Source organism: Oryzomonas japonica (assembly GCF_008802365.1).
In the GTDB taxonomy this organism is placed as follows: Bacteria; Desulfobacterota; Desulfuromonadia; order Geobacterales; family Pseudopelobacteraceae; genus Oryzomonas; species Oryzomonas japonica.
This window is the reverse complement of sequence record NZ_VZQZ01000001.1, coordinates 488,187-514,934: the sequence shown is the minus strand read 5'-3', so window position 1 is coordinate 514,934 and position 26,748 is coordinate 488,187. Positions and strand designations below refer to the sequence as shown.

The 26,748-nt window shown below is 57.2% G+C and carries 23 protein-coding genes; 9 read left to right on the top strand and 14 right to left on the bottom strand.

Annotation, left to right across the window (positions count from 1 at the left end):
* The first annotated feature begins 63 nt into the window (after positions 1 to 63).
* A complete protein-coding gene (locus tag F6V25_RS02295; protein WP_151126831.1) occupies positions 64 to 1,347 on the top strand; it encodes a 3-isopropylmalate dehydratase large subunit in 1,284 nt (427 codons plus the stop codon).
* 228 nt (positions 1,348 to 1,575) lie between these two features.
* Positions 1,576 to 2,103: a 3-isopropylmalate dehydratase small subunit gene (locus F6V25_RS02290; RefSeq protein ID WP_151127211.1), complete on the top strand. Its 528-nt coding sequence runs from the start codon at positions 1,576 to 1,578 to the stop codon at positions 2,101 to 2,103.
* A 226-nt stretch (positions 2,104 to 2,329) separates the two neighbouring features.
* Here F6V25_RS02290 and F6V25_RS02285 read toward each other — a convergent pair whose 3' ends face one another.
* Together F6V25_RS02285 and F6V25_RS02280 are read right to left on the bottom strand one after the other, a co-directional pair.
* Entirely contained in the window at positions 2,330 to 3,337 is a 1,008-nt protein-coding gene (locus tag F6V25_RS02285) for a DUF3187 family protein (RefSeq protein ID WP_151126830.1), read from the bottom strand.
* On the bottom strand, positions 3,330 to 5,033 hold the full coding sequence (locus F6V25_RS02280) for a methyl-accepting chemotaxis protein (protein WP_191966042.1): 1,704 nt from the start codon (positions 5,031 to 5,033) through the stop codon (positions 3,330 to 3,332). The genes F6V25_RS02285 and F6V25_RS02280 overlap by 8 nt, the downstream gene beginning before the upstream one ends.
* Before the next feature lie 234 nt (positions 5,034 to 5,267).
* Here F6V25_RS02280 and F6V25_RS02275 point away from each other — a divergent pair, with 234 nt between their 5' ends.
* Entirely contained in the window at positions 5,268 to 5,459 is a 192-nt protein-coding gene (locus tag F6V25_RS02275) for a twin-arginine translocase TatA/TatE family subunit (protein WP_149307327.1), read from the top strand.
* 88 nt (positions 5,460 to 5,547) lie between these two features.
* Here the strand turns inward: F6V25_RS02275 and F6V25_RS02270 are convergent, their stop codons facing one another.
* From F6V25_RS02270 to F6V25_RS02225, 10 genes are all read right to left on the bottom strand, one after another.
* On the bottom strand, positions 5,548 to 6,852 hold the full coding sequence (locus F6V25_RS02270) for a pyridoxal phosphate-dependent aminotransferase (RefSeq protein ID WP_149307328.1): 1,305 nt from the start codon (positions 6,850 to 6,852) through the stop codon (positions 5,548 to 5,550).
* Positions 6,853 to 7,130: 278 nt separating this feature from the next.
* Positions 7,131 to 7,742, bottom strand: coding sequence for a hypothetical protein (locus F6V25_RS02265; RefSeq protein ID WP_151126828.1), 612 nt, complete (start codon positions 7,740 to 7,742; stop codon positions 7,131 to 7,133).
* Positions 7,743 to 7,755: 13 nt separating this feature from the next.
* On the bottom strand, positions 7,756 to 8,226 hold the full coding sequence (locus F6V25_RS02260) for a WbuC family cupin fold metalloprotein (RefSeq protein WP_151126827.1): 471 nt from the start codon (positions 8,224 to 8,226) through the stop codon (positions 7,756 to 7,758).
* A 185-nt stretch (positions 8,227 to 8,411) separates the two neighbouring features.
* Positions 8,412 to 8,765 (bottom strand): VOC family protein, encoded by a 354-nt coding sequence (locus F6V25_RS02255; RefSeq protein ID WP_151126826.1) that lies wholly within the window; start codon positions 8,763 to 8,765, stop codon positions 8,412 to 8,414.
* 21 nt (positions 8,766 to 8,786) lie between these two features.
* Entirely contained in the window at positions 8,787 to 9,818 is a 1,032-nt protein-coding gene (gene hemE / locus F6V25_RS02250; protein WP_151126825.1) for a uroporphyrinogen decarboxylase, read from the bottom strand.
* 127 nt (positions 9,819 to 9,945) lie between these two features.
* A complete protein-coding gene (locus tag F6V25_RS02245; protein WP_420849953.1) occupies positions 9,946 to 10,233 on the bottom strand; it encodes an RNA-binding S4 domain-containing protein in 288 nt (95 codons plus the stop codon).
* A gap of 186 nt (positions 10,234 to 10,419) precedes the next feature.
* Positions 10,420 to 10,743, bottom strand: coding sequence for a hypothetical protein (locus F6V25_RS02240; RefSeq protein WP_151126823.1), 324 nt, complete (start codon positions 10,741 to 10,743; stop codon positions 10,420 to 10,422).
* Between the two features lie 550 nt (positions 10,744 to 11,293).
* The gene (locus tag F6V25_RS02235) at positions 11,294 to 11,527 is read right to left on the bottom strand and encodes a hypothetical protein (RefSeq protein ID WP_151126822.1); all 234 of its coding nucleotides are present in this window, start codon (positions 11,525 to 11,527) and stop codon (positions 11,294 to 11,296) included.
* A 349-nt stretch (positions 11,528 to 11,876) separates the two neighbouring features.
* The gene (locus tag F6V25_RS02230) at positions 11,877 to 12,200 is read right to left on the bottom strand and encodes a hypothetical protein (protein WP_151126820.1); all 324 of its coding nucleotides are present in this window, start codon (positions 12,198 to 12,200) and stop codon (positions 11,877 to 11,879) included.
* 157 nt (positions 12,201 to 12,357) lie between these two features.
* Positions 12,358 to 14,049: a DUF3373 domain-containing protein gene (locus tag F6V25_RS02225; RefSeq protein ID WP_151127209.1), complete on the bottom strand. Its 1,692-nt coding sequence runs from the start codon at positions 14,047 to 14,049 to the stop codon at positions 12,358 to 12,360.
* A 403-nt stretch (positions 14,050 to 14,452) separates the two neighbouring features.
* On the opposite strand from F6V25_RS02225, the gene F6V25_RS02220 reads away from it, so the two are divergent.
* From F6V25_RS02220 to F6V25_RS02200, 5 genes are all read left to right on the top strand, one after another.
* Positions 14,453 to 16,207 (top strand): cytochrome c3 family protein, encoded by a 1,755-nt coding sequence (locus F6V25_RS02220; RefSeq protein ID WP_151126818.1) that lies wholly within the window; start codon positions 14,453 to 14,455, stop codon positions 16,205 to 16,207.
* A 77-nt stretch (positions 16,208 to 16,284) separates the two neighbouring features.
* Positions 16,285 to 17,661, top strand: coding sequence for a cytochrome c3 family protein (locus tag F6V25_RS02215; protein ID WP_151126816.1), 1,377 nt, complete (start codon positions 16,285 to 16,287; stop codon positions 17,659 to 17,661).
* Between the two features lie 416 nt (positions 17,662 to 18,077).
* Positions 18,078 to 18,338 (top strand): hypothetical protein, encoded by a 261-nt coding sequence (locus F6V25_RS02210; RefSeq protein ID WP_151126814.1) that lies wholly within the window; start codon positions 18,078 to 18,080, stop codon positions 18,336 to 18,338.
* Between the two features lie 659 nt (positions 18,339 to 18,997).
* Complete coding sequence (locus F6V25_RS02205; protein WP_151126812.1) at positions 18,998 to 20,560, top strand: acetyl-CoA hydrolase/transferase C-terminal domain-containing protein; 1,563 nt, start codon at positions 18,998 to 19,000, stop codon at positions 20,558 to 20,560.
* Between the two features lie 148 nt (positions 20,561 to 20,708).
* Complete coding sequence (locus tag F6V25_RS02200; protein ID WP_151126810.1) at positions 20,709 to 21,305, top strand: TetR/AcrR family transcriptional regulator; 597 nt, start codon at positions 20,709 to 20,711, stop codon at positions 21,303 to 21,305.
* A 152-nt stretch (positions 21,306 to 21,457) separates the two neighbouring features.
* Here the strand turns inward: F6V25_RS02200 and F6V25_RS02195 are convergent, their stop codons facing one another.
* The gene (locus F6V25_RS02195) at positions 21,458 to 22,870 is read right to left on the bottom strand and encodes a sigma-54-dependent transcriptional regulator (RefSeq protein ID WP_151126808.1); all 1,413 of its coding nucleotides are present in this window, start codon (positions 22,868 to 22,870) and stop codon (positions 21,458 to 21,460) included.
* Positions 22,867 to 24,582, bottom strand: coding sequence for a transporter substrate-binding domain-containing protein (locus F6V25_RS02190; RefSeq protein WP_476739183.1), 1,716 nt, complete (start codon positions 24,580 to 24,582; stop codon positions 22,867 to 22,869). Before F6V25_RS02190 ends, F6V25_RS02195 begins: the two co-directional genes overlap by 4 nt.
* A gap of 528 nt (positions 24,583 to 25,110) precedes the next feature.
* Between F6V25_RS02190 and F6V25_RS02185 the strand changes: the two genes are divergently transcribed.
* Positions 25,111 to 26,397 carry a porin gene (locus tag F6V25_RS02185; RefSeq protein ID WP_151126804.1) on the top strand — a complete coding sequence of 429 codons (1,287 nt, stop codon included), beginning with the start codon at positions 25,111 to 25,113 and terminating at the stop codon, positions 26,395 to 26,397.
* The last annotated feature ends 351 nt before the right edge of the window (positions 26,398 to 26,748 follow it).

Genomic DNA, 26,748 nt, shown 5'->3' with positions numbered 1-26,748 from the left:
TTTATTGGCGAAAAGAATAGGGTATACAGGGAACCATTACAGATTGAAGCGAGGTATGAACCCATGGGTAAAACCACAGCGGAAAAGATCTTTGAGGCGCACCTGGTCGAGGAGCCCTTCCCCGGCACCAAGGTGCTGAAACTGGACGTGGTGCTGTGCCACGAAATCACCACCCCCATCGCCATCGACGACCTGATACGGCGCGGCAAGGACCGGGTCTTCGACCCGTCCAGGATCAAGGCCGTCATCGACCACGTCACCCCCAGCAAGGACAGCAAGACCGCGACCCAGGCCAAGATTCTGCGCGACTGGGCCCGTCGCCACGCTATCCGCGACTTCTTCGATATCGGCGCCAACGGCGTCTGCCATGCCCTGTTCCCGGAGAAGGGCTTTATCCGCCCCGGCAACACGGTCATCATGGGCGACTCCCATACCTGCACCCACGGCGCGTTCGGCGCCTTTGCCGCCGGTATCGGCACTACCGACCTGGAGGTCGGCATCCTGAAAGGGGTCTGCGCCTTCCGCCAGCCCAAGACCATCAAGTTCAACGTCACCGGGACCCTGCCCAAGGGGGTCTACGCCAAGGATGTCATCCTGCATATCATCGGCAAGATCGGCGTCAACGGCGCCACGGACCGGGTGATGGAATTCCACGGCGAGACCATCAGCGCCATGACCATGGAGTCCCGCATGACCCTATGCAACATGGCCATCGAGGCGGGCGGCACCTCCGGCATCTGCCAGCCCGATGCGACCACCGTGGAGTTCCTCTGGCCCTTCATTCAGGGGGAATTCGCCTCCAAGGAGGCCGCGCTGACCGAATATTCCAAGTGGGCCGCCGATGCCGACGCAGAGTACGACCAGGTGATCGAAATCGACGTCGCCACGCTCCAGCCGATCTCCACCTTCGGCTACAAACCGGATCAGGTCAAGTTCGTGGCCGACCTGCCGGACACGCCGCTCGACCAGGTCTACCTCGGTTCCTGCACCAACGGCCGCCTGGAAGACCTGCGCATCGCGGCACACGTACTGAAGGGGAAACGGATCGCCCCCACGGTGCGCGGCATCCTCTCCCCCGCCACGCCGAAGATCTATCAGGAGGCCCTGCACGAAGGGCTGATCGACATCTTCATGGAGGCCGGGTTCTGCATCACCAACCCCACCTGCGGCGCCTGCCTCGGGATGAGCAACGGCGTGCTGGCCGAGGGCGAGGTCTGCGCCTCCACCACCAACCGCAACTTCATGGGGCGCATGGGCAAGGGGGGCATGGTGCACCTCATGTCGCCGGCCACCGCGGCAGCCTCGGCCATCGAAGGCAAGATCGCCGATCCGAGGAAGTACCTGTAAGGGCACAGAAAAAAACCTGCCACAGAGACACAGAGACACGGAGAAAAAAGAAACCGTGAATAGTGAAAGGTGAATAGTGAAAGGTACAAACCACGAAGCCGCCAACTGCTCACTTTTCACTGCTCACTTTTCACTGCTCACTTTTCACTGCTCACTTTTCACTGCTCACTTTTCACTATTCACTATTCACTATTCACCTTTCACGTTATGTTAAAAGGAGTTGACCATATGAAGACATTCGGAGGCCCGGCCCTCTTCCTCGACCGTTCCGACATCAACACCGACGAGATCATCCCGGCCAAGTACCTGACCGAGATCACCAAGGAAGACCTGAAACCCTACATACTTGAAGACCTGAAGCTGCCCGGCTTCGACCCTAAGGGGCCCCGAACGAAATCGGCCCGGGTGGTCGTCTCCCGCGCCAATTTCGGCTGCGGCTCGTCCCGGGAGCATGCACCCTGGGTGTTCGAGGTCAACGGCATCACCGCCGTGATCGCCGAGTCCTTTGCCCGCATCTTCCGCCAGAACATGTTCAACTGCGGCATGGCCGCCATCGAGCTGCCCAAGGCGGACCTGGACCAGCTCTTCTCCCACGCAGGCGACGCTGACGCCGCCATCAGCATCGACATCGAGGCCCAGAGCCTGACCATGAGCGGCGGCGGCAAACAGAAGACCTTCAGCTTCAGCCTGTCACCGTTCGACAAGGCCCTGGTGCTGGCCGGCGGCTGGGTCGATTACGCCGACAAGAACTACTGATCCGGCGAGACAATGTTCCCCACAACGCAAAAAGCCCCGCCGAAAGCGGGGCTTTTTTACGACAGAAACGCAGAACGCCCTGTTAACAGGCTGTTGAAAAACTCAGGTTGTTCAAAAATAGTCAGATCGCCGCACCCGCAGAAAGCCCCGCGGAGGCGTAGCAGCGCTACGCCGCACAAAAGGGCTTTCGAGGACGGCGGCGAGATGGCTGTTTTTCAACAACCTCTTAGAACTGTTTGCTCACCCCCAGGTGAAAGGCCACATCCGGTGCGGTGGCAACCGCCACATCCTCGGAAACGCCGATGTCGAGCCGGTAATCGCCGGGGAGCTTGATCGCCCCGCCGGAAACCAGCATCAAAGACGGCTTGGAGAGTTCGTCCAGGGTACTTCCCCGGTAGAAGGCCGTATGGGCGTTGAGCTGGAACTTGAAGGATACCCGCGACCATGGTCCCCATCCCAGGCCGACGGTGCCAAAGCCGACCAGGTGCTGCTGCTGGTCGCGCAGCACATCCCCATCGCTCATGGCCATCCCTCCCAGGGAGCCGAAGACGCCCAGGGCCCCCCATTCGGTGAAGTTGTTCATGCTGCCGCACAGGGCCAGGGTGGCATCGGTGCTGCCGCTGCCCCGCAGGGAATTGCTGTCGCCGCTGGGCAGCTTGAGGGATGCCCGCAGCGCCAGGCTGTCGTGGGATTCGCCATCCCGGGCCTCGTAGAGTTGCATCCCACCCGTCAGGCTGATATCGCCGAGGCCGGAATCGGCGTGGTCCATCTTGAGCTTCTGTACGCCGTCCTTGGTATAGCTGAAGTGCAACCTCCCCTTCGGGGCGCTGTCCCGCCCCCCCTGGGGCAGGCCGAAAAACTTGTGCCATTCGACGATGAAGCTATCCAGAAAGCCGCCGCCGTAGAGCACATAGGGGATCTCAAAACCCGCATCGAAACGTCCGCCAAAACCATAGCGGGCCGCCAGGGTCCACCGGTAGGATTCGCCGTCCAGATGGATCTGCTCACGGGACGTGGAACTGACGGTGTAATCGCTGGCCACATCCTGCACAAGGCTGACAACGGTCTTCCCGGAAGGGGCGACCGTAGCCTCCGACTGAGGGGGAAGTCCGAAGATCTGTACCAGCGGGCTCTGGTTGACGGTGCGAAAAGGGGTGATCTCCATATCTTCTGCCGCCGCCGGACCGGCCATGGCGAGCAGGAGGAGCAGGGATAGCGGCAGCATCCTATTCATAGCGGATCGCCTCCTCGCCTTCACCGGCTTCGGCGCCCGTCTCGCCGCGGTGCAGGTCGATCACGCGCGTCAAAACCGTAACAGCCCCCAGGATCTTCCGGGTTTCTACGGTATTGGCCGAGATCATGTCGTCCACCTTGCACACGGCTTCTACCGCATTTTCCGCGACGACCAACTGGCGGTAAACGTTTTCCTTCAGCCCCTTGGTCCGCTCGTTGTGCTCGATGACGCCCTGCAGATACAGGCGGTTCTCCTTGGCCTGCTCCTGGGCCGTCATATTTATGCGATGGGCCAGATCCCGCATGTGCTCCAGATTTCTGACGATCAGGTTGGCCCCGTCCTGTTGGTTCTCCGTGCTCTGGGTGATCTGCTGAACCCGTTCGAGGTTCTTCTCGGCCTCCTCGGTGATACGCTGGATGCCGACCGTCTGCTCCGCCGCTTCGGCGGCAATCCGTGCCACCATGTGGGAGGCCTCGTCGGCGCTCTTCTCGATCTTCACCAGTGCTTCGTTGGCCAGAGAGGATATCTTCACCCCCTCTTTGACCTTGTCTTTTCCCTGGGTCACCGATCGCTGCACCGCGGCGGTTTCCTTCTGGATATTGCGCACCAACTCCTCGATTTCGCGCGTGGAGGCCGATGTGCGGGAGGCAAGGGAACGGACCTCCTCGGCGACAACGGCAAACGCCCGCCCCCGCACGCCGGCCTGGGCGGCAATGATCGAGGCGTTCAGGGAGAGGAGCTTGGTCTGCTCCACCACCTCCTGGATGACGTTGAGGAACTCACCCACACGGGCCGAATGCCGTGAGAGTCGGTTGATGGCATCGAAGGACTCCACGTTGCTCTTTTCAATCTCCTGCATTGCCCGCAGCGTGGCGGCCATGTTTCGCAAGCCGCTCTGGGCCTGTTCGCGGACGTTTTCGGAAGCCAAGGCGCCGCGCTCGGCATTGTTGCGCACCTTGGCCTGGGAAACGCTGATCTGGTTGATGGAGGACACGGTTTCTTCGGTCGAGGCGGACAGCCCACGGATGTTTTCGGCGATCTCCCTGATGGCGCGGACCATCTGCTCGATGGAGCTGGAGGTTTCGATGACAAAATCGGAGTACTGATTGATATTGTCGGCAATGCCGTCGGTGGTCGTACTCATTTTGGTTGACAGGGTTTCCTGCTCGGCGCTGCGCCCCGACAGTTCGTCGATATCGCCGATCACCGTGGCAAAGGCGCCGTCCATGCTCTCCATGGCGGTCACGGCATTGCGCACCTGGACAAGCTCCTTCTCGTCGCTGATCGACAGGCTGTGCATGACGACCTTGAGGTTTTCCTCCGCCGCAACGATCTGGGCCAGAAGCTGCCGATGCTCACGCAGCCGTGCGTCCAGCACCTCCATGATAAAGCCGCTACGGGACAGAAGGGATCTCAGGTCGTCGTTTTCTTCCACATAGCCGGATAACTCACCGGACAAACCGAGCTTTTCCACCATGGCGAGTTGTTCGAGGCGGGCGGCGGCAACGCCCCTGGCAAAGATCCTGGCACACGCCAGCGAACTAAAGAGCGCCGTCACAACGACAGCGGCAATGGCCGGGATACCGCCGTCTCCGGCCACCATCAGGCCGCCCGCCGCCATGATCGCTATAACCAGCGAAACGGCCACCATCTTGCTGTTGAGTGCCGACAAGCTTGCCTGCCGTTCGTTTGCCATACATGACCACCCTTGCGAAACGATGTGAAGTTCACCGTTTTTATCATGCCGACCACAGGCTGTCAACGAATGAGGGGCAAACAATATCTTTAATTTCAAAGACATGGAATAAAATCAACTCCGTGCGCCCTCACTGCCGGACAAGCCAACAGGGAGACATCAGCAATGCTTGATTTTTTTGCTCGCCAGTGCGATACTGGCAAAATTATTTACCGAATGTTTTAGGAGGATCACATGTTTGGATTTGGCATGCCCGAACTGATAATCATATTAGTCATCGTTCTGGTCGTATTCGGTGCAGGGAAACTTCCTGAAATCGGCGGTGCGCTGGGCAAGAGCATCCGCAATTTCAAAAAAGCATCCGAAGGGAAGGACGAGATCGAGATCAAGCCCAAGAAGGACGGCGAGGACGACAAAAAAGCCTGACTGGGGTTTGTCAATCCCGGATGAATTACCAAGGGGGAAAGGCGTGATGCCTTTCCCCCTTTTTTTCACTCTCCGCAGTGAGACCGGGCTACGACGCCAGGTATTCGCTGATCTTCTCCGCAAGCGTGCTGTAGATCCGGCGGCACTCGTTCTCGTCCTTCTCCAGCAGTGTGACGCGGAAGCCCTGCAACGGGGTGGAGAACGAGGAGAGCGGCACGACGCAGATACCGGTTGCCGCGAGGATGTGGTAGACGAAACGTTTGTCCGGGGAGACGCCGGGCTGGTTGACCAAGCCGTTCACCAAGTCGCGCACCTCGCTGTTGGCGATGGGGATCGACTGGCGGTTGGTCAAGAGCCCAGCCTTGAACGCAACGGCCATGTAGAATGCGCCGTTGGTGCGGTTGACCTGGAGCTGGGGTACCTCTTTGAGAAAATCGTAGGTAATATTGCTCATCTTCTCGTAGCTGGCGATGCGCTCCGCCAGGTATCCGGCGTAGCCGGGATGCTGCATGATGGCGGGAATGACGGTCTGGGGCAGGGTCGTGGAGCAGACCTCGTTCATCTTGCTGGTCAGGATCAGGTTGACGTACTTCTGGAATTGCGGGTCGTCGTGGCCGTTATACACCTCGATCCAGCCGCAACGCGAACCTGGCCAGGGGAATTCCTTGGAGATCCCCCGCAACGAGATGGCCGGGACGTCGCCGATCACATCGCTGATGGGAACGGCGGTTTCGCCGTTATACACGATGTTCGTGTAGACCTCGTCGGCAATGATGAACAGGTTGTGTTCTTTGGCCACCGCCACGATCTCGCGCAGCGTCTTCTCGGTATAGACCATGCCGGTGGGATTGTCGGGGTTGATGATCATGATGGCGCAGATGTTGGGATTATACTTGATATGGTTGCGCAGGTCATCCAGGTCGGGGTACCAATTTTCCTCGGGTTTGAGCCGGAAAAGGGCCGGGGCGGCATGGGCATGGCCGATCTCCCCCAGGGTATGGGTCGTGTAGGAGGGGGATGGCATCAGCACGCGGGCCTCGGGACGCAGACAGCCATAGATTTTGGCAATGGCATCCCCCAGGCCGTTGAAGAAGATGATGTCCTCCGGGGTGATCTGGGCCCCCCCGCGACGGTTGGTCATGTCGCAGATGAACTCGCGGGTTTCCAGTACGCCGCGGGTGTGGCAATACCCCCAGGTGGCGTCGTCCGCGGCGGCATTGGCCACGATCTCCTTCATCCAGCCAGGGATGACCTCCCCCTTGACGATCGGATCGCCGATATTCTCCCAGTTGATCTTCACGCCGTACTTTTGCAGTTTTTCAGCCACGTTGACAATATTGCGGATCTCGTAGGTCAACTCCCCCGTTCCGGGGCTTACCAGATCGATACGCATAGCCGTCTCCTCTCACTATATAGATACATGCACCCTATCTTTTCCGCTATTCCCCCGCCGGACCGGAAACGGAGCGACGAGAGCGTCGTAAAAACAAAAAAGCCGCGGGCTTCTCTGCCCACGGCTGGTAAAGGTATTCTGATCATACAATGATCACCGGGCAGAACTCACTCCAGCGGCGTCGTTCGCCGCGGCGCTGATAGCTCGTGCTGCTGCAATGGCGGTAATCATCTTAGTAAACATAGGTTTTTTTCTATACCACATCCGACATGTCGGCGTCAATGTTTTTGTGCGCCGGGGTCCATCCCCACGGAGATCAGCAGCCGGCCATCCTCGTCTCGCCAGCGCAGCCAGCCGAGCGTACTCTGGTCCGGCATGGCCAGCGCCCAGTCGCCGTCCAGCTTGACAACCCTGAACGACTGCTTCGCCAATGCCGGCAGCGCCAAGGGCGTCTTGCCCGGCTGCCGGAATATCTGGTAATACTGCTTACGCAGGCCGGGCAGCAACCGGCACGGCTTCCCTTTCAACAAGGCGCTCCATGGCTGAACCTCACCCCGGTGCCGCGGTTCCAGCCACCCCAGGCGGCCCGCATCGTCATAGGCCACCTGCAGCCACTCCCCCTTACGGGCCGTCACGATCAGCGGCACCCTGGAAGTGTTTCCCGTGAAGAGCCACTCGTAGGGGGGCGTCCGGCCGCTGTCCAAGACCCCGATACGCTGGACGGCCGGTTCCTCGTACAGGTAAAACGGCTCCTGCTGAACGCTGCTCTCACCATGTTCCACCGCCAGGAGTAGAACGCCGATGCCGCTGTACGGGCGCATCGGCTGTTGGGAAACCGCTGGTGCGGCCATCAGGAGCAGCAGGGTGATCGCCAGTGCGTAAATCTTCATCGTCGTGACCGCCTCACCCCTGAAAGAGTTCTCTCAGCCGTTCCAGGTACGCCGTTGCTCCGGGCTCATCGTCGCCAGGCGCCCACGCCGCCTTCTCGGCATCGCCGAGCGGCAGGTAGGGCCCGGCCTTGGCCTCGTAGAAGACCGTTCCCGGCTCGAGGCTCACCGCCGTGTGATAGGTGCCGGAGGGGATGTCGGCGGCGAGATGGCCCTGTTCCCGCGAGAGCAGAACCGTTTCCGCAACAGCCCCGTCGTCGGCAAACGTGACAATGCCCAGTTTGCCGTTCATCAGGATGAAGGCCTCATCCTTTTCCGGGTCCAAGTGACGGTGGGGGCGAATGTACGAGGCCGGTTCGACGGCATTCAGGAGGCGATGGCAACGAGATTCGTCGCAGCGATGGATGTTGTGATTTTTGCGCAGACGGGGGGAGGTGCAGGCTTGTTCGGAAAGCTGGCGCAACAGGTCGGTGGTTACTATCTTCATCTATCCCATTCTCCATGATTTACACGACGGACAATCTGCCGCAGCGACAGGGGCGACGAAAAAACCGGTCAAGTGGAATGAAGGGGATAAACGGGATAAAGAAATCACCCAGCTCATCCCCTTCCCCTTGTTGCATGCCGCGTTTTTTATCTTGCGCCCCAGCGACGGTTCTTGAGAACTATGGATCAGCGATCCACCAGGGCTAACTGGTTCCCGTCAAAGTCGGCGATCACCGCCATTTTGCCCCACGGGCTCGACTCCAGCGGTTCCACGAAGGTAACGCCGCCGACCCGCAGGGATTCGCACAGCGCCTCGATCCCCTCAACCCGCAGGGTGATGCCGGTATGGCGTCCCACCAGTTTGCGGGCATCTTCGTGGAGCGCCAACGATACGCCGAGGGTGGTCGGTGTGCCGGGAAAGAACTCCATCACCATCTCGCTCTGCCCGGCGACCGGCAGGCCGAGCAGCTCGGCATAGAACCTCTTGGCCTTGGCCAGGTCGGTGACGAAGATAACCACGTTTTTCATCGATACGGTCATGAAGCCCCATTCTCCAATCGATTAATGTGCCGCTTTTTGCGACAGCCGGTGTACGCACTCGACCATGTGGATGGCGTTCTCGGGGGAAACCGTCGGCAGGATGCCATGTCCCAGGTTGAAGATATGCCCCGGCCGGCCGGCGTTTTCGTCCAGAACCCGCTTGACCTCCGCCTCGATGACCTCCTTCGGCGCGTAGAGTACGGTGGGGTCCAGGTTTCCCTGCACCGCCATCCCCTGGCCGATCAGATCGCGCGCCGTGCCCAGATTGACGTGCCAATCCAGCCCCATCACGTCGCCGCCGGCCTTCTTGACCGAGTCCAGCATGGCGCCGGCACCCTTGACGAAGTGGATCACCGGCGTCTCCATCCGGTTGAGGCCGTTAATCAGTTTGGTGGTATAGGGGAGGACATAGGTCTCGTAATCCGATGGCGCCAGAATCCCGCCCCAGGTGTCGAAGATCTGGATGGCCTGGGCTCCGGCCTTGATCTGGGCGTTGAGATATTCCATGTCCATCATGGTGATCTTTTCCATGAGAGCCGCGTAGACATCGGGCGCAGAGTACATCATGCGCTTGATCTGGGCGAAATCCTTGGAGCCTTTGCCTTCCACCATGTAGCAGGCCAGGGTAAAGGGAGCGCCGCCGAAACCGATCAACGGCACCTTGTTGGCCAGTTCACGGCGGAGGATCTTGATGGTCTCCAGAACATAGGGCACGTCCTGCTCCATCTGTGGGATGCGGAGCTTGTCCACGTCGGCCATGCTTCTGATGGGGTGTTCGAAAACCGGTCCCGGCACGAAATCCAGCTTCATTCCCATCGGTTCCACCGGTGTGAGAATATCGGAAAACATGATGGCGGCGTCAACGCCCAGGATATCCACCGGTTGAATGCTCACCTCGGCCGCAAGCTCCGGGGTTTTGCACAACTCAAGGAAGGTGCATTTCGAGCGCACCGCCATGTATTCCGGCAGGTAGCGGCCCGCTTGGCGCATCAGCCAGACCGGCGTACGGTCCACCGGTTTACCCCAACAAGCATCGAGAAAACGTGTGTTCATATCATCTCCCAGGACGTGATAGCTGCATGTAAAATAGCAAAATAGAGGGGGATTTTAGTTCGACACCACCGGAAAAGTCAAATCAATTTGAGGTCCGGCCAACGCCGGGGCTCACCAAACGACGCCGTCACTCCACCAGAAAGGCATGGCCATCCAGTTCTACCCGGTCGCCGGGACGGAGCTTGCGCCCCCGGCGCAATTCGACGGCACCGTTTACCCGCACATGCCCCTCCCCAATGATCAGCTTTGCCTCTCCGCCAGAACCTACGACATTGACCGCCTTGAGAAAACTGTCCAGCTTGATATGCTCACTCGTAATCTGAAACGACATGCATCCCTTTCCTTTCACTTCGGGCCGGGCGCCCGACAGGCCGTCCGGCGAGAAACAGCCGAAGCCCTGTTGGAGCACTTTCACGAAAACCTGCCGGGAGGTATAATGTATGGGCGTTGTCGGTGTTGGACACAGCATACCGTTGTTTTCGCAAAGAGTACAGTATTCAATCGCCCAGATCGGGACGTAAAAAGGCTGCGCGGCATTTCGCCGCACAGCCTTTCTTTTTCGCGCTACATCCGGGTTGCAGACATCCCGCCACTACCCCTTTTAACCGCCGCCGTTTTCAATGATAAGTTCGAATTGCCTGTTGTAATCATTCACCTGATCTTGAAGCTTTTTCAACTCTTCCGGCGTGTACACGTCCGTTCCCCGGCCGATTTCAGCATTCAGTCGATCAATCCGTTCCTGAATAGAGTCAACGTCTTTCCCACAGTTCATTGCAACCAGCAGACATTCATCCCTCGTCCCTTCCTGCGCCTGCGGAACCTGCGACTCCATTGATCCCATATTTCCTTCATCGGCAAGGATCGGCACGGCCGAAAAGAGCATAGATGCCGCGATTACCGTCATCGTTCTTGCTATGCTGTTCATGGCTTACCTCCTCTGAATTTTTGGTACTACTTATGGTTGTATAGTACCCAATCCGATTTTAAATGTAAATGATTTTGATTATTATTTTCAATTAACCCGATCAGAACCACCTACAGACTAACGTGCCGCCCCTCCCCTATCGCTTGCTGCCACTGCGGTAGAAGTATCGACGCCCCACGAACATCCGGCAGCGGAGCCCTTGCCAATTTTTTCAGTATACTCTTTATGATTATTTAAAAATAGACTATTATTTAAACACATTAATGTTATAGTAGTATCAGCAGCAAGGCAGTACAAACCAGGCAAAGGAGGCTTACTAATCTATGGAAGACACTCCGCCGTGCTGGTTCCAGAAATAGAAGGCGCACGTGGCCCGATGGCAGTACGCATCGGGAAACCGCTTGAAAAGCAAACAAAGAGACACAAAAGAAAAGAAGCCCACCGAACGACTTGGTGGGCTTTTCATATGCCGCGAGAACTCCCCGCGCAAAAACAAAGAGAGCCACGTCACGCGACATGGCTCTCTCTATTTGAACTGCTGAAAAGTGAATTACTTGGCAGCAGGAGCAGCTTCAACAGCAGGAGCGGCTTCTTTCTTTTCGGCTTTAGCTTTTTTGGCTTTCTTTGCTTTTTTGGCTTTTTTCACTTCTTTTTTGGCGGCAGGAGCGGTTTTTTCAGCAGGAGCAGCAGGAGCGGCCGGAGCAGCAGCGTCAGCAGCGAAAACAACAGCAGAGAAAGACAGGGCAACGATTGCGGCTACGATAGTGGAAAGAACTTTTTTCATTTTGAATCTCCTTGGTCGAAGGTGTGTTGATGCTATGCCAAGTACAATGCAGAACTGGTGCCAATAAAAATATTTTTACACATTGCTGTAATTACACTGTATTTTCATTGAGCCGCCAAACGCTCGGCACAAATGCACCTCGTATAAGCCTGCCGCCACCTTGAATGAGGTATTGGAAGGATGTGATGGCTTCAGCCGTGTGGCACTTGGTATATATCTTTGCGATATGCCGGGGGACCTGCTGGCAACGGCAGACGCCGAGGCCGCCAGGCTGATACCGACAGCCGTGGCGGCGACGAACGCACTGGGGAGAAGAGGCTTTGCAGCTATGTGACTCGAGGTGGTTAGTCTAACATCCTGCCGTTTTCTTGAAGATCTTGCTGCTATTCTTGCCGCCCGCCTTCTCGAACTTGCAGCGGATCTCATCACCCTCGACGATGCGTTTGTCCTTGAACTTGTCGAGGGTCAGGTCGTCGGTAATGATGATGGTCACGCTTTCCCCGCTTTTGCCGTCCTTGAGGGTTGCCGTAGCCGACTTGCCGTCTGCCGCCATTTCGATCTTGGAGATGACGCCGACCATCTTCACATCTTCCGCGCTGGCGGTTGTAACGACCGCCAGGGAGGTGAACACCAACAAGGCCGCCATAACGACGGCAGAGAGAATCTTTTTCATGTGCTTGCTCCTTTTTTTACAGTGTAGGTGTGTTTTTTTCCGTCCCCCGGCGGGAGGCGAAAAGGATTCGGACCGGTAAAAAACCGGGGGAGCGGGAGGCACGGTTCCACTCCCCCGGCGTACTGTCCGCATCACGAAAGCGGACATTTCAAACCTGCTAGAAATGCACCTCGAAGGTCGCGTACACGTTGTGCGCGTATTCCAACGGGGTGGTGGTCATCATCTGCCCCTTTACATCGGAGATCTTGACCGGTGCGCCGACCCAGTTATTGCTGCCGGTGTATTCGAAGTCATAGAACTGGTAGCCGAGACGGAAGAAGGTTTTGCTGAAGTAGGAAGAAATCGGTTTCAGGTTCAACTCCTGGATGACGTACCCTTCATACACATTGCCGCGGGTTCCAACCTTTGAGGTCCACATGTCGTCGGCGGCAGGGGCAAAGGTGATCCAGTCCTTGGAGCCGTGGTTGTACTCGAAGCCCAGCTTGGTCTTGGACGGCAGGTCGTACCGAACGCCGGCGGATACGGCCCAGCCGGTCTTGCTGGTCGGAGCTTCCGGATTGAAGAAGCCGCCGGTCATGAGGCCCTGGAAACCGAATTGTGAGGAAACATTGCTGTTGGGATGGGTTACGCTCAGTGCCGCGTCGGTGAAGAAGTTCAGATCGCCCGGGCCGACCTTCTTGAGCGTGCTCATGGCGCCGGCGCCCCACCAGTCGATATCGCCCAGGTTGGTTTTCGGAGCGGTGTTGCCGAAGTAGGTGTTGCTCATGCTCGGAGCATCAAAGATATTGAAACCGCGGTTCCACTGCAGCCAGACGCGCAGCGGGTCGGTGTCGACCGGGATCACGGCGATGCCGAGCATGTCGGTATCGGCGACGGAGTTGGTCGGGGTTGAACGGAAGCCGCTTTCAAAGCCGCGGCCATAGCACACCTTGGCATAGGCGCCGGGGAGCATTTCGATGTCCGGGGCATAGCCGAGGGTCATGCCGTCAAAGGCGTAATCCACCAGGAGCGACGGGGTTCCCCCATTGCCGGGGCGTTCGTTGTTGAGGCGCAGGTTGCTGGGGGCGCCGTTGGTGGAGGGACGACGGCCGACCGAAAACCAAAGCGGCTGATCGGCGATATTGCTCCAGGTGGCGTAGGCCCGGTCCACATCCAGGTAGCTGCTGGAGGGAACATGGCCGAGGGTGCCGTCGAACACGCCGACGCGGTCGGCGAAATAGGGGGCGGAGTTACCGTTGGTGACGGCCTGGTCATCCTGGGCGCCGAAAACCTTGTACATGACGAGTCGGGTATTGACGGTGACATCCTGGGTGGCCTTGGCGTGGAGGTCCAGGCCGAGCCGGTTGGTGTAGAGGGTGGCGTTCTCCGGTTTGTAGGAGGGGACCTGTACGGCAAAGTTTTGCAGGGAACCCAACAGGGCCTGATTAGCCCCCAGAAACGCGTTGGCCTGATTATACGTCTTTACCTGTGCCATCTGTTGTGAAAACGTCATCATCTGGGAAAGGGCCCCAGCCCACTGGGCTGCGGAATATCCATTAACAGGGGCCCCCGAAGCGCTCGCTGAGAAAAAGCTCGATTGCATCTGGTTTTGGGCGTTGCTGAAGGTGGCGTTCACATCGGTAAACGGTTTGGTGCGGCCACTCAGGTAATCGTACCGGAAACGGTAATCCCCGCCGATGGTCAGCCATCTGCCGATGGATTTGTCCTCCACCTTCTTGACCGAGCCCTTCAGGGTTTCAATCTCTTTGTACAGTTTGTCGACCTTTTGCAGCAGTTCCTCATCGGCGGCCTGTGCCGATAGGGGAAGATTCATCCCCGCAATCAACCCGACCAAAAGCATGGACAGCATTCTGTTCTTCACGGTCTCCTCCTTTTTTTGTTTATTCTGACGGCATGCGACCTGCCGCCATTTTCCCGTTTCAATGTTGGTTTACGGCCAGTTTCGCCATTTCCTCCTTTCCGGGCGTCTGACCACCTTGAACTTTTTTTGTCATACGCTATCATATTATCGTAATAATGAAATATTACTTTAAGCACATATATAAGAAATTGAATTAAGCAAGAAAAATGCCCACGATGTGGACGTATTTTCAATATATTGTAACATGCTGATTTTTGAATATTTACTATGGCACTGCTGCTGCAATCTGCGTATCATCGCCGGACAATGTCCCGTGAAAGCACTGCGCGTTTTCCCCGCTTCCAGTGAAACCACCGGTGCCTTATCCATAACTTGCCGAGGGAGGTACGTAATGAGCGCGTCCACAATCCGTTTGGTGTTTATGTTCTGCATCTGCATCCTTGCCCCCGTAATCGCTTGGCCGTTGGACAGCTGCCGGGAGTGTCACGAGGACGGCCAGACGATGAAGAAGCTGGGGTATCCCGGTTTTACGGTCACCCAGGGTGAGGTGGAAACACAAAGCGGCATGCCGGCCACCTGCAGCGATTGCCATCGGGGCAACCCGTCCGCCCGCGTGCCGGGCGAGGCCCATCGGGGCATGGGCCGCCTCATGCCGGTGGCTCGAAAAGGTTTCGCCGTCATGACCTCCCCCCGCAGCTACCCGTTGGAATTCGGCACCAATCCCGCTGCCCGCCTGATCATCAGTACCGACAAAGAAGGAAAGAAGGTGAGGGATGCCTCGGTTACCGCGATCCTGTACCATGACAAGCGGGGTGACACCCTGTCGCAGAATTTCGCCATGATGGAACAATCGTGTGGTAGCTGCCATCGGCGGGAATTCGCCGAGTTCAGCCGCAGCACCATGGCGCAGAACGGCAAACAGAGCCAGTACAAGGGGTGGCTTGACGAACAGCGCGGGCCGCACAACTGCGGGCCGTGGTTTGAGGGGAACGTAACGGCGATGCGGGGCGCAACGGCCCAGTCATTCAGCGACCAAGCCGCTGCCTTGGGACAGAAGAGTTGCAGCGTCTGCCATGTGGGGTGCCTTGACTGCCACTACGCCCCCCAGCCCAGGAGTGGGACCGATCCGACCAAAGGTATGCACACCTTTGTGAAGACCCCCTCGCCGGAGAGCTGTTACGGCAACGGCCGCAGTTCGGTCTGCCATGCCGGACCCGAGGACCGGCGCCGCGGCGCGGGATACTTCGGCGGCAGCTTCTCCTTCCCCGAAGGGGGAACGCCGGATGTCCACGTGGCGGCCAAGGTCGGCTGTCTCGATTGCCACGAAAGCACCAAAAGCAACCCCGCCATCGGCCACGCCATGGTCAGGCGCCAGGCCCAGGACTCCTGCGCCCGCTGTCATGGGGAGATCGTCAGGAACCATGCCGCCTCCCTGCACAAAAACCTGACCTGCGAAGCCTGCCATATCCGTAACGTGGGGGGCTACCAGGGGACCTACTGGGGGCCGGGCAAACTGGCCGGCGCAGCAACCCCCTATTTCAAGTTCAAGGCCTACTACGGGATCATGGCCGAGCCTTTTTTGATCAAAGACCAGAAGGGACGCTGGATCCCGGTCAAACCGTTTCCCATGGCGGTCATGAACCAGACTTCGTCTCCCTTCAAGCCGGGGCTCCACTGGCGCTTCCCCGCCGACCTTCCCGACCTGAAACGCACAGACGACGCTTGGGCCTATGTGGGGCTCTTCGACGGCCTGCCGGAGAACAACAAAGCCCTGCTCTGGATCCAGTTGGACAAGATGTCCCACAAGTACGGCCCCGGCCGCGGCTGCGACTCCTGCCACGGCGACCCCCAGGGGAGGCAGCGGCAGCAGGTTGCCTGGGAGTACGGCGACCCCGGCGCGCTGCCGTTCAACGGCAGCCATGAGGTGGTAGCCGACAAGAGCGGCCTGTTCATCCGCGCCATCCGCTCAGAAAAGATCGAACTTGAACCGGGCTACACCCTGTCGGCCCTTGCCCCTTGGGTCTATCTGAAGGACGCGTGGCAGGTAAAGGGAGATTTTTCCCTCCCTCCCCTCAGGGACCGGAAGGGATATGCCGCGTTGAAGAGCGTTCCTAAGGGCCCCGGAAAGCAGCACATCATCCACTAGATCATTATATATAAATTTATATTGACATATATATTGTATTTTGTATATTTATGAAAATTTCTGTCTCGGAGGGGATCATGAATCTAAACTTGTTGGCAACGGCGGCATTACTACTGTGTGGGCTATCCGGCATCGTCCAGGCGGCGGAGCATCCCGGACGCGACTACATCGAGAAAAACGGATACAAAGGCCCCGGGACCTGTGAAGAGTGCCATCAGGGGACCGCCCACAAGTTTCTTGAAACGGTCCACTGGAAACACGCTTCAAAGGTTGACAATGTGGACAATCTGGAAGCGGGCAAAGAATACGGGATGAAAAACCGCATCTACACCATGTGCAACGGTAACGACATCGTCAACAACCTGAAAGAGATTCCGATGAACGCCGCCGGCAAGACCAAGTATACGGGGTGCAACACCTGCCATCCCGGCAACAACGTGAGTGATGTCGGGAGCACGGGACCCGAGGCAGAGGCGGCCATCGACTGTCTGATCTGTCATTCGTCGGCCTACGACTTCAGCAACCGCAAGCCGTACAAGGATGGCAAAGGGCGGATCGTCATGGGGCAGGACCGCAGCACCAAGGCGGCGCTGGCCATTGCCAAGCCCAAGGTCAAAAACTGCATGGTCTGCCACGAAGCGGCCGGCGGCGGTGTCTACATCAAGCGCGGCTTCGCATTTACCGCGGCGAACGATGTGCATGCCGCAAAGAAGATGGAATGCTCGGACTGTCATAAGGCCAAGGATCACCGTTTCCCCACCGGCTACGACCCCAACAACTGGGCCAATGACGGTACCCGGTTGACCTGCACCACCTCCGGCTGCCACCCGGAGCGCCCCCACAAGGATGACGCCTACAACCGCCATACGGCGCGGATCGCCTGCCAGACCTGCCACATTCCCAGGACCGGGGGGGCGAGCGCCAAGGACTTTACCAAGTGGGAAAAGCAGGCCAACGGGTTCTACGAGCCCTCGACCTTGAAGAAGGAGGCCAACGAAACGATCCCGGTGTACGCGTGGTACAACAGGACCGTCCGGAACGAGCCCCATTTCATCGGCCCCAAGGGGAGCCGGGGGGATGCGGCCAGCAAGATCTACCCCTTCAAGATCTTCCAGGGTAAGGCCTATTACGACAAATTGACCGGCAACCTGCTTGCCATGGACTTTGCCCAGCCCATGGCCAACGGCGATACCCTGGCCGGGGTAGCCTCGGCGGCCAAGACCCTGGGGATAAAGAAGTACCAGGCGGAGCCGGGCTGGCAAACCATCTACTTCTCCAGCAGTCACCTCGTGACGAAGACAAAGGCCCTCAGTTGCGAGAATTGCCACATCGTCAACGGCGTGTTGAACTTCCGTGCCCTCGGTTACAACGAGGCGGAAGTTGCGAAGCTCACCTCACCGGAATTGTATCTGGAAAAGATGCTCAAAAAACAACGCGAGAATGACGATTTTTAGGACGGGACGGCATCCCGTGAAACATGCGGAGGAGACGTTGTAAGGGGGACAGGCGGGGCGGGGCACGCCCCACTGATCCCATGGTTCACCACCGTTTTCCCGGAGAAGGCCCTGAGCCCCCGTGCGACGCACCAATGCGCAGGGGTATCAGGGCCTTTTTATTCGGCCACAGCACCGGGCAGAGGTGGAGGCCCAAACCTTTTAGCAGGTTCATTCGAAAACGGTTTGGCTTGGGCTCAAGACGGCAAAAATGGGGAAACATTGTGCAAATCCTTGTTGCGGTTGACTTCTGCCGCGCCCAGTGTCATGTTTTGCCATCCTTCATGTGTGTGATGCACCGGCCCCCCAGGCGATGAGACTGCTTGGGGGGTTTCCTATTGCGTAAAAGACTCTGATCGTAGCGAGGCCGCATCTCTGTGACCATTAATCAACTTGTAGAACTGATCCGGCATATAGAGGAAGAACACAACTTTTTCAATCGAAAGCCTGGGCAGCGGGTGGTGAAACAGATAACCCCGCACATCAATACGCGTGGCGCCGGCAGGGTGATTGCTGTGGATTTGCAGGGTTACGGCTGGGACAAGGTTTTTGCTCCCCCAAAAGGCCATAAGGAGTTGCCCGTTTCAATGTACCATTCGATCATGGATTTTCTGGACACCCCCGTGGAGGACCGCTGAAATTTCAGCTTCTGAAATGCGGGATGACCGAGCGCGACAACCACGCATTGACGAGGAGGGATACGGTTCTTAAAACGCTGCTTCGTTATTCTCATGCATGTCCTGTGGCATGTTTCATCCCTCTTCCTTTAATTGTGTTTTGATGTACCAGCCCCCAGGGGGATTCCCGTCCCGAAGGGCCGTCTCTTTTCTGCTGAAAGCAGGCAGCTGCGGGCCGTTCCCTTGCCCCGCTCGCGGTAACTTCCCATGACACCCTCCCCGCCTTGCGAGGTCCAACACGACGGCCATTGCCTCGCCACGGCGGTGAGCATTGTGGAAAAGGCCGGATCGACGACTTCCGACAGAAGGTTTTCCACCCCATACCGCAGCCAGTATCCGCAACCACCGGCTAGATATATGAACCGCCATCGAAGCCTTCGTCCAGCCAGCCGCGAGACGACCTGGTTCGCTCTCTTCAAAAGCAGCGCATTGGCCCGCAGACCCAATGGTGGAGCGAGTGCGACAAAATAACTCTTGCAGACAAAACTGTGTATTGTTATTGTGTATTCAAACGAACGTTCGATGTACGAACATATCACGCGAGCCCGCGACCCTTTTGGGAACGGGCCATCATGGGGCCTTAGAAAGCAACCATTACACCATAAGGAGAATGAAGGAAGATGTCAGAATTGCTCAAGAGAATCAGAAAAACCAATCTCCACTCCAGGATCAAAAAGGTCGAGGATGTTATTCCCCTGTTCAAAACCGGCATGAACATCGGCTGGTCCGGTTTTACCCCCGCCGGCTACCCCAAGATGGTGCCGATCGCCCTGGCAGACCATGTGGAGAAAAACGGGTTGCAGGGCAAACTGAAATTCAACCTGTTCATCGGCGCCTCGGTCGGCACCGAGACGGAGGACCGCTGGGCCTCCCTGGACATGATCGACCGCCGCTGGCCCTACCAGACCGGCAAAAATATCCAGGCCGGCATCAATGAAGGGCGCATCCGCATGGGGGACAAACATCTCTCCATGTTTGCCCAGGACCTGGGGTATGGCTTCTACACCAAGGATAACGGCGGCCGCCTGGATATCGCCGTCATCGAGTGCTCCGCCATCACGGAAAACGGTGGGCTGGTGCTGACCGCCTCCTGCGGCGCCGTGCCGGAGATCGTGCAGATCGCCGACAAGATCATCATAGAGATCAACACCTCCATACCGAGCTTTGAAGGGCTGCACGATATCATCGAGCCGGTGAACCCGCCCCACCGGCAACCGTATCTCATCAGCCGGGTGGACGACCGGGCCGGTTCCCCGTACGTACGGGTGGATACGGACCGGATCGTGGCCATCATCGAATCGGATCGCCCCGATAACGGCCGTTCCTTCAGCGAGCAGGACGAGACCTCGGAGGCCATCGCGGCCCACATCATCGACTTCTTCTCCAACGAGGTGAAGATGGGGCGCCTGCCCAAGAACCTGCTGCCGCTCCAGTCCGGGGTCGGCTCCATCGCCAATGCGGTTATCGGCGGACTCGCGAAAGGGCCATTCACCGGCTTGAATGTTTGGACCGAGGTGTTGCAGGACACCATGCTCGACCTCTTTGATTCAGGGAAACTGGATTTCGCCTCGACGGTCTCACTTTCCTATTCGGTCGACGGTTTCAAACGTTTTTACGAGAACTGGGACAAGTACAGCAACAAGGTACTGATGCGCCCCCTCTCCATTGCCAACCATCCCGAGCCGATCCGCCGTCTGGGGTGCATTGCCATGAATACCCCGGTCGAGTTCGACATCTATGCCCATGCAAACTCCACCCTCGTGGGGGGCTCCAGGATGATCAACGGTATCGGCGGTTCCGGAGATTTTCTCCGCAACGCCTACCTCTCCATCATGCACACGCCATCGGCCAGGCCGACCAAGACCGATCCCACCGGCATCACCTGCGTTGTGCCCCATGTGCCCCACGTGGACCATACGGAGCACGACCTGGATGTGCTGGTGACAGAGCAGGGGCTGGCCGACCTGCGCGGCCTGGACCCGAAAAGCAGGGCACAGCTCATCATCGACAAATGCGCCCATCCGGACTACAAACCGCTGCTCCAGGAATATTTTGACGTGGCAAAGAAAGAGTGCCTGGCACGCAAGACGGGCCACGAACCGCAGATGCTCGACCGGGTTTTCAAGATGCAGGTCAATCTGGCGAAAAATGGTACCATGAAGATCGACAACTGGGATATCTGAGCCCGACCAGGCGGCAGAAGCCCCAGGGCGCGGTAAAAAGGCCACGCGGGCTGGAAAAACCAGGGAATTCCGCTTTACGTACCTCATGGGCCGGTAGCTGCAGGATCGGGCTACCGGCCCGACATATCTCGCGCAGATTGGAATTGCCATGGTAAAAGCGGACTGCCGCCGCAGACTGATGGAGGTGGGAACACGACTGTTTGCAGAGCGCGGTTTGCACGGCGTCAGCGTCAGGGAATTGTCTCGGGCGGCAGGGGCGAGCATCTCCATGATCTCGTACTACTTTGGCAGTAAAGAAGGCTTATACAGTTCGGTGTTACAGGAGCAGTTTGCCTGTTTCGACCAGATTGGCGATATCCGGCAACAAGGGGCCAGCCCTCTGGCAGTGATAGAGGGCTACCTTCGCTGGACCATCCAGCGGCACCGCAGCAACCCGTACCTCCTGCGATTCTACACCAGCGAGCTCACCAATCCCACGGCGTATTTCGCGACGCTTGTCGCGCCCCCCATCGGCAACGTGATAAAAATCCTTGCGGATGTGATTGAAGAAGGGATGCAACAAGGGCAATTCCGGCCGGGCATCGATGCCGTGAACGCCGCTCTGGCCCTTGCCGGCATGATCAATTATTTTTTCCTCAGCACCCTGGCCACCGAGTCCCTGACCAATCATTCACCCGCTCAGGATGAGCAGTTGGTCAGCCAGTATGCGGCCATCTTTACCCAGGGAATTATTGCCGCTCCGTAAAAACTCCCCTATCGGCCATCTCGGTATAACGAACGCACCTGCCGAATAATAAAAGTCCTAGCGCAACAATCATATTCAGCAAAACGCCTTACTGCGCGGTCAGTACCGAATTAAAATACATCTGCATCGGTTACCGACAAGGGCCCGGCGGTTCAGTCCCGCAACATCTTCAGCCGTCGGTTCAGGGCCGGTTGGGATATACCGAGGAGACGCGCCGCCATGGTCTGATTACCATTAGCCCGATGCATGGCTTCGGCAACAAGAAAGCCAGCCGCATCGCTGAATGTGGGAAGGTCGACAAAACTGGCAAACGGGTTCTGCTTGGGTCGGGAGGCCGTTTCTTCATTAGCAGGTTGGGATTGTCCGACGGCATTGATAAATGAGTCCATAGAAAGCATGCGGCCGCGATGCAAACTAACGGCATCATAGACCATTGCCTTCAGTTCGCGAACATTGCCGGGGAAGTTATAAGTAGTCAGAAACTGAGCCAGTTCCCTGGGAGGGGTTGGTTTCTTTTTTCCCAGTACTTGGGCGGCTTCTCCCATAAAATGGTCTAGCAGCAGGGGGATGTCATCCGGTCGTTCCCGCAATGAGGGCACATACACTTTATGGGTACGGAGGCGGTAGAAGAGATCACGGCGAAACGTTCCCGCCGCTTCCTTTTCCACGAGATTCTGGTGGGTGGCCACTATGATGCGCGCTTTGAGACACTTGGGTTGGTCGCTGCCGAGGGGGAAAAATTCACCCTCTTGCAGCAGTCGCAGTAATTTGATCTGAGAAGCGATTCTCAAGTCGCCAATTTCATCGAGGAAGAGTGTGCCATCGGCTGCCTCTTCGACCATTCCGCGCCTGGGTTGGTCGGCACCCGTGAAAGCACCGCGGACGTGACCAAAGAGGGTATCGGCAAAGACTGCGTCGTCAAGACCGGCAACATTGACCGTCACCAACTTGCCGCAACAACCGCTCAACCGATGGGCAGCCTGCGCTATAAGCTCCTTGCCCACGCCGCTCTCACCGGTGATCAGCAACGGCTGCGGGCTTTTCGCCACCGCCTCCACATAGGTAAAGACGTTCAACATTGCCCGATTTCTGGTGCCGATGGAGGCGAATGCTTCCGGATGACACAATTCGCCGGATACCAGGCGGGTCGAAACCTCCAGGTAATCACGTTGCATCTCCTTCATCCGGACGGCCCGCAGCACTCCCCCCACGATCCTGTCTTCCTCATCGGTTTTGATAAAATATTCGAACGCACCAAGTTTCATGCAACGAACCGCGGTTTCCAGCTGGTTGAGGCCACTAACAACGATGGTGGTAACCTCGGGGTGCTGTTCACTGATCTGTTCGAGGAGTTCTTGCCCGGACAGATGCGGCATGGTGAGGTCGAGAATGACAAGACCTATGTCCCCCCGAGCAAGCAGCCCCAGGACTTCCCGGCTATCCTGGCAGGTGCGGACATTGTTGAGCCCTGCGCAACTCCGCAGGACAAGGGAAAGAGATTTAAGCCAGGCAGGCTCATCATCGACCAGGAGAACACCAAAGGCGGGATAGTTTTGCTGGGTCACGTCATCTGCTCCTCTTCAATTACGGGTATCGACAGGGTCACGGTGGTGCCGGAGCCAATGGTTGATTCAAAGTTAAGATGGCCGCCATGCTCTTTGATGATACCGTCGGATACCGACAAACCGAGTCCCGTTCCACCGCTCTCCCGCTTGGTGGTAAAAAAGGGATCCGTCAGGCGTGGCAAATTTTCCGGGGCTATACCGACACCTTCGTCACGGACCATAAGGATGGCACTCATGGTCGCATGGTTGTACCGGGTAGTGATCGAAATCCCCCTGTCCGCATCCGGCAGGGCCTGACAGGCGTTGAGAATCAGGTTGACAACCACTTGTTCGATCCGCTGGCTGTTGCCCAATATCGGCGGCATCTCTTCAGTATAATCGACATGCAGACGGTTCGTCGACTTGCGGATCGTCGGATCAACGAGCCGTAGCGCCGTTTGAACAACCATATTAAAATCGATGCGCACTTTGTCGGCCACATCATCCCGCCGGGCGAAATCAGTCAAATCACTAACTATCCGCTTGATACGTTTTGCTCCATCCTGCATCGCGTCCAGAATTTTTGGGATCTCATAGCGCATTTCGGAATAAGGAAGTCCGCCGATGGTGAAATCGCCATGCGCCGCGTAATACCCTTCAAGGATGCGCTCCGTATCGCTGTTTGCTCGTTTCAGGATTGGAACGTCGAGCAGGATCAAGCCGGTCGGATTGTTAATCTCGTGGGCTACTCCCGAAACAAGGACTCCCAGTGCGGCCAACTTATCGGCCTGGACAAGCTGTTGCTGATTAATGCGCAACTCCTCCTCGGCATGTTTCCGCTCGGCAATCTCCCGCGTCAGATCGGCAGTACGCACGGCAACCTGCCGGTGCAGCGTTCGCGACCAAAGGGCAAACCCTCCCAGCAACGCTACCAGCGGGACAACGACTAGTGCCACATACTTGGAAATGGTCCTCCAATCGACATGCTCCGGCTCCATCACGCCGAGCCATTTATTGTAAATCAAATCATACTGGCCAGTCTTCCTAAGGATGGCCAAGCCCTCGTTGAACCGGGACAGCAGTTCATCATTTCCTTTTTTAGCGGCATAGCAGAAACGTTGCGTTGCCACATTACGCACCGCCGGAACGAGATTGGACAGTTTCAATTCGCGGATAATATACATGCCTGGCACGATGGCGACGATGGCATAGTCGGTAGTCCCTGCTGCCAAAAAACGCAGGGCATCGGCGGGAGTTGGTGTGAGCTGAAGCCGGCCGGTAAATCCTTCCCGCTCCAACAGGTCGTGCATGATCCCGCCCCGGATGACGGCAACCGACCTCCCAGCCAGCTCAGCGAGTGAGTTTACTCTTGGTGAATCACGACGGGCAAATACTGCGTGGTTGATCATGGCATAAGGCAGAGAAAAATCGACCTCTCTGGCTCGCTCTTCCGAATATGACGTCCCCTCCAGAACATCTACCTGGCCACTCTGCAGAGCGGAGCGCATCTCTGACCATCCGCCGAGCCTAAACGCTACTTTCATCCCCATAACATCGGCAATGGCCTTGGTAAGATCAACGTTAAACCCTGCCGGTTGGCCATTCTTGTCAATAAATTCATACGGGGGGTAATCCCGGTCGCCACCGATGATAATAACCTGGTGTCCATTGGGCGCCGAGAGGCCGTCTGCCTCGGCTTCACCGGCAATGATCGCAATTGAGAACGAAACCATAATGAAAAGGTGGAAAAACCTTTCCACGAAGGGGCACATTCCCGTTCGATGTAAAATTAAGTCATGAAGACGCATAGTTCCATCCCGTACCAAAATAGCAATCCCCTCCACGCATACCTTGCATTGTCGTCATATCACCAGTGAATCCGTAGCAGGAGATAGTGCTCGAATAACGTAGTAGAGCTCGAACAAACACCCATATTGAAAAGTTCGCAGTGCGTTGGTGAGGGGGTGACAAATCATGATAGCCGATTTTGCCATGAGATCGGTCTAACTGAACAGGTATAACGTAATGTTATAAATATAATCTTTAATTATAACAAACTCAAACTATAGAAATAATTAAGCAAAATCAATATTCTTTTACACAGGCTATAGCAGCACGTTATAGAGGCAAAACTCGATACTCCCTGTTTTTATGAATAATATTAGCCATTTATCCGTTTTAACGACTTTGGCACACTCGATGCTCATACAGGGCAAATACAAACGTGAGCTATCAGGCTCATCAAACACAAGGAGGTTGGTATGAAAAGGTTGGGCGTTTTGCTGGGGGTGGCCCTGATCGCGGCCCAGGCTGGCCCTGTTTCGGCGAAGAGCCTTGAGGACGTGCTGAAGGAGAAGGGTGTCATCACCGAGGATGATTACAAGAATATTCAGAAGAGCAGCCCGATTAAATACAAGCTGGGCGATGGGTTCACCTTCACCTCGGCCGACGGGAAGTTCAGCACTTCCATTGGGGGGGTGTATCAGCTCCGCTACACCCTGATGGATCTGGACGATGTTAACAACACCGCCGCCAAACGGGCACAGGACTACAGCAAATTCGAACTGAAACGCATCAAGCTCCACTTCAATGGCTATGCCTATTCCCCTGACCTGACCTACAAGATGCAACTGAATTTCGCCAACATCGCCGGCGGCACCACCAATAACGGCGGCCTACTGGAGTTTGCCTGGCTGAACTACCGCCTGCGCGACGAGATCCAGTTCCGTTTCGGCCAGGACAAGGTCCAGTTCGGCCGGCAGTGGATCACATCTTCCGATGCCCAGCAGTTCGTCGATACATCGGCGGTAACGAGCGCCTTTGTCCCGGGATATGACACCGGGGTGATGATCCACGGCAAGATTGCCGGCGGCCTGGTCAACTACAACATCGGCGGTTATGGCGGGGTGGGGCAGAACACCTACCGCACCACCACGGATAACTCCTTTGCCGCCCGGCTCGCCGTCAACCCCCTGGGCGACGTGAAATACTCCGAATCCGACGTGGAATACAGTGTGAACCCGCTCGTATCCTTCGGCGCCAACTTCTTCCGGGACACTATCTACAACGGCGAAACCAACAACCTCTTCTTTGCCAAGAGCACCAGTTGGTATGGGCTCGGCAGCACCCTCATGACAAAGAAATTCAGCGCCGGCGAACCGCTCGACTTCAACACGGCAGGCGCGGATGCGGTCTTCAAATGGCGTGGTTTTTCGGCCACCGGGGAATACTTTTTCGCAGAAGCCGATGGCCAGACCTCCAAGAACAGACTGCGCGCCGATGGCTTCTACGCCCAGGCCGGCTATTTTGTGATTCCCAAGACGGTGGAGTTGGCCTACCGCTATTCATACATTGACCCGAACCGGGATGTGACCAACGACCACTGGGTGGAGAACACCGGCGCGGTGTCGTGGTACATCAACAAACAAAATCTGAAGATCCAGGCCGATTACACCAATATCCACAAGCAGGCCGCCATCGCCTCCACGAGCGGCAAAAACGCCACCGACGATCAGCAGGTGCGTTTCCAGGTCCAGATGCAGTTCTAATCAGGCCCACAGGAAGAGTACATGACACGCTGCGCCACGTCGGGCAGCGTGTCATGTACTCTACAGGGGGTGACATTTCCTAAATAATTTTGACCAATTCCGAGTCTGCCGCAGGCGCGGTCGTGGTATGCACAGGGCGGACAGGACGTTTACCCAATCAGCCTTCTGGAGAAGATCGACGACCGGGTATCAATCACAAGGGCCACGAAGGCGGCCGGCATCAGCTCAAAACAGCCGGGGATTTGATCATCTTGGCGGCCGCCCGCAAATACGACAAGGACTTCGCTCTGCACGTCAGGGTAATCCGCTTGCCACACCGTGACGGAACTGACGACACGCATTATTGAACAT

Coding starts and splice junctions, on each gene's coding strand:
- F6V25_RS02295 (WP_151126831.1), top strand. CDS start 64: ATGGGTAAAACCACAGCGGAAAAGATCTTTGAGGCGCACCTGGTCGAG.
- F6V25_RS02290 (WP_151127211.1), top strand. CDS start 1,576: ATGAAGACATTCGGAGGCCCGGCCCTCTTCCTCGACCGTTCCGACATC.
- F6V25_RS02285 (WP_151126830.1), bottom strand. CDS start 3,337: ATGAATAGGATGCTGCCGCTATCCCTGCTCCTCCTGCTCGCCATGGCC.
- F6V25_RS02280 (WP_191966042.1), bottom strand. CDS start 5,033: ATGGCAAACGAACGGCAGGCAAGCTTGTCGGCACTCAACAGCAAGATG.
- F6V25_RS02275 (WP_149307327.1), top strand. CDS start 5,268: ATGTTTGGATTTGGCATGCCCGAACTGATAATCATATTAGTCATCGTT.
- F6V25_RS02270 (WP_149307328.1), bottom strand. CDS start 6,852: ATGCGTATCGATCTGGTAAGCCCCGGAACGGGGGAGTTGACCTACGAG.
- F6V25_RS02265 (WP_151126828.1), bottom strand. CDS start 7,742: ATGAAGATTTACGCACTGGCGATCACCCTGCTGCTCCTGATGGCCGCA.
- F6V25_RS02260 (WP_151126827.1), bottom strand. CDS start 8,226: ATGAAGATAGTAACCACCGACCTGTTGCGCCAGCTTTCCGAACAAGCC.
- F6V25_RS02255 (WP_151126826.1), bottom strand. CDS start 8,765: ATGACCGTATCGATGAAAAACGTGGTTATCTTCGTCACCGACCTGGCC.
- hemE (WP_151126825.1), bottom strand. CDS start 9,818: ATGAACACACGTTTTCTCGATGCTTGTTGGGGTAAACCGGTGGACCGT.
- F6V25_RS02240 (WP_151126823.1), bottom strand. CDS start 10,743: ATGAACAGCATAGCAAGAACGATGACGGTAATCGCGGCATCTATGCTC.
- F6V25_RS02235 (WP_151126822.1), bottom strand. CDS start 11,527: ATGAAAAAAGTTCTTTCCACTATCGTAGCCGCAATCGTTGCCCTGTCT.
- F6V25_RS02230 (WP_151126820.1), bottom strand. CDS start 12,200: ATGAAAAAGATTCTCTCTGCCGTCGTTATGGCGGCCTTGTTGGTGTTC.
- F6V25_RS02225 (WP_151127209.1), bottom strand. CDS start 14,049: ATGCTGTCCATGCTTTTGGTCGGGTTGATTGCGGGGATGAATCTTCCC.
- F6V25_RS02220 (WP_151126818.1), top strand. CDS start 14,453: ATGAGCGCGTCCACAATCCGTTTGGTGTTTATGTTCTGCATCTGCATC.
- F6V25_RS02215 (WP_151126816.1), top strand. CDS start 16,285: ATGAATCTAAACTTGTTGGCAACGGCGGCATTACTACTGTGTGGGCTA.
- F6V25_RS02205 (WP_151126812.1), top strand. CDS start 18,998: ATGTCAGAATTGCTCAAGAGAATCAGAAAAACCAATCTCCACTCCAGG.
- F6V25_RS02200 (WP_151126810.1), top strand. CDS start 20,709: ATGGTAAAAGCGGACTGCCGCCGCAGACTGATGGAGGTGGGAACACGA.
- F6V25_RS02190 (WP_476739183.1), bottom strand. CDS start 24,582: ATGGTTTCGTTCTCAATTGCGATCATTGCCGGTGAAGCCGAGGCAGAC.
- F6V25_RS02185 (WP_151126804.1), top strand. CDS start 25,111: ATGAAAAGGTTGGGCGTTTTGCTGGGGGTGGCCCTGATCGCGGCCCAG.